At 68.5% G+C, this 1,686-nt stretch carries 2 protein-coding genes and 1 pseudogene; all 3 read right to left on the bottom strand.

Annotated features, from left to right (window positions below):
* Nucleotides 1-223, bottom strand: a pseudogene (locus WAZ62_RS02850) (IS110 family transposase); the annotation flags it as partial.
* Between the two features lie 186 nt (nt 224-409).
* On the bottom strand, nt 410-1,342 hold the full coding sequence (argC, locus tag WAZ62_RS02855) for an N-acetyl-gamma-glutamyl-phosphate reductase (protein ID WP_422642023.1): 933 nt from the start codon (nt 1,340-1,342) through the stop codon (nt 410-412).
* Between the two features lie 37 nt (nt 1,343-1,379).
* A partial coding sequence (locus WAZ62_RS02860) for an NUDIX domain-containing protein (RefSeq protein WP_422642024.1) occupies nt 1,380-1,686 on the bottom strand: 307 nt, incomplete at its 5' end.

Consider the following 1,686-nt stretch of genomic DNA (forward strand, 5'->3'; position numbering starts at 1 on the left):
CGACGACCGGCAGTCCTGCGGCGGCGAGGCCGGCGGCGACGACGGTCTCGAAGCCACCGGTGGCTTCGAGACCGATGGCTTTGGGCTGAAGCGGCCGCAGGCGCTCGACGAGGGCGGCGATGCCGTCGGCGTTGCGGGGCACGGCGAAGGGCTCCGCCTGAGGATGGCAACAAACGTCGAGCCGATCCTTCGAGACATCGATACCAATGACGAGGGCGTCCATCTTTACCCATCCTTGCGCAAGCGGGCTTCGCGAGCGGCCCAAGCGACTGTTCGGGTTCGATGGAACGGCAGGCGAAGACCCTTGCTCTCCCACGGGCTTGGTGGCCCTCAGGGCTGTCGGTCTCTCGCCTGCCACCGCAACCGGTAGTCTACCAGATGTGGATGAAGCGAAGTTACAAGGGAGAGCTTACAGCCCCAGCATCAGGCGCAGGTTCTGTACCGCCGCGCCGGAGGCGCCCTTGCCGAGGTTGTCGAGGCGGGCGACGAGCAGGGCCTGGCCGCGGGCTTCGTTGCCGAAGACGCGAAGTTCGAGCCGGTCGGTGTCGTTCAGGGCTTCCGGCTCGATCTTGCCGCCCAGATCGGCGGTGGATTTCACCGAGACGAGGTCGCTGCCGGCGAAACGCGCCGCCAGCAGGGCTTCGAGATCGGCGGGCTTCGGCGCGCCGTTCAGCAGGTCGAGGTGCAGCGCGACGGTGACCAGCATCCCCTGGCGGAAATCGCCGACCGAGGGGATGAACACCGGCCGCCGGTCCAGCCCGGCATAGGCCTTGATCTCGGGCACATGCTTGTGCTCGAGGCCGAGGCCGTAAAGCTCGAATTTGGGCGCCGTGCCGGCCTCGTAAGCCTCGATCATCGGCTTGCCGCCGCCGGAATAGCCCGAGACGGCATGGATCGCGATCGGATAATCGGCCGGCAGCACGCCCGCCTCGACCAGCGGTTTCAGCAGGGCGATTGCGCCCGTCGGATAGCAGCCGGGATTGGCGACCAGCCTCGCCTTCGCGATCGCCTCGCGCTGGCCGGGGGCCATTTCGGCGAAACCATAGACCCAGCCTTCCGCCACCCGATGCGCGGTCGAGGCGTCGAGGATGCGGGGCGCGGCCGAGCCGAGTTCGGCGGCGAGGGCGACGGACTCGCGGGCGGCATCGTCGTGCAGGCACAGGACGACGGCGTCGACTTCGGCCATCAGGGCCTGCTTGGCCTTGGGATCCTTGCGCTTGTCGGCGTCGATGCTGCGGATCTCGATCCCCGGGACGTTCAGCAGGCGCTCGCGGATGCCGAGGCCGGTGGTGCCCGCCTCGCCGTCGATGAAAACCGTCGCTGTGCCGCCTGTGCTGGTCACGGGAATGCTCCTCGCCAAAAGGAGCCGAGATATACCGTCAAACGACGCCAGCCGCACGCAACACTTTCATGAAGACCGTGGGCACGCCCGCATCGCCGATATGCGCCGGATGATGCCATTCCCCGGCCACGGCGAAATCCGCCACCCGGGCGACCTGCACCGTCAGGATCAGGTGGAAATGGGTGAACGTATGCTCGACGGGCGTATTCAGCGCGGTCCAGCCGGCGGGGCACGGCGGGGTCGCCACCGGCGCCGCCCCTTCGGCCCAGGGACTACCCGGCACTTCCATCATGCCGCCCAGCAGCCCCGTCGGCGGGCGCCGGCGCAGCAGGACCGCGCCGTCC

Origin of the sequence: Zavarzinia sp., from assembly GCF_049306435.1 — a bacterium.
In the GTDB taxonomy this organism is placed as follows: Bacteria; Pseudomonadota; Alphaproteobacteria; order Zavarziniales; family Zavarziniaceae; genus Zavarzinia.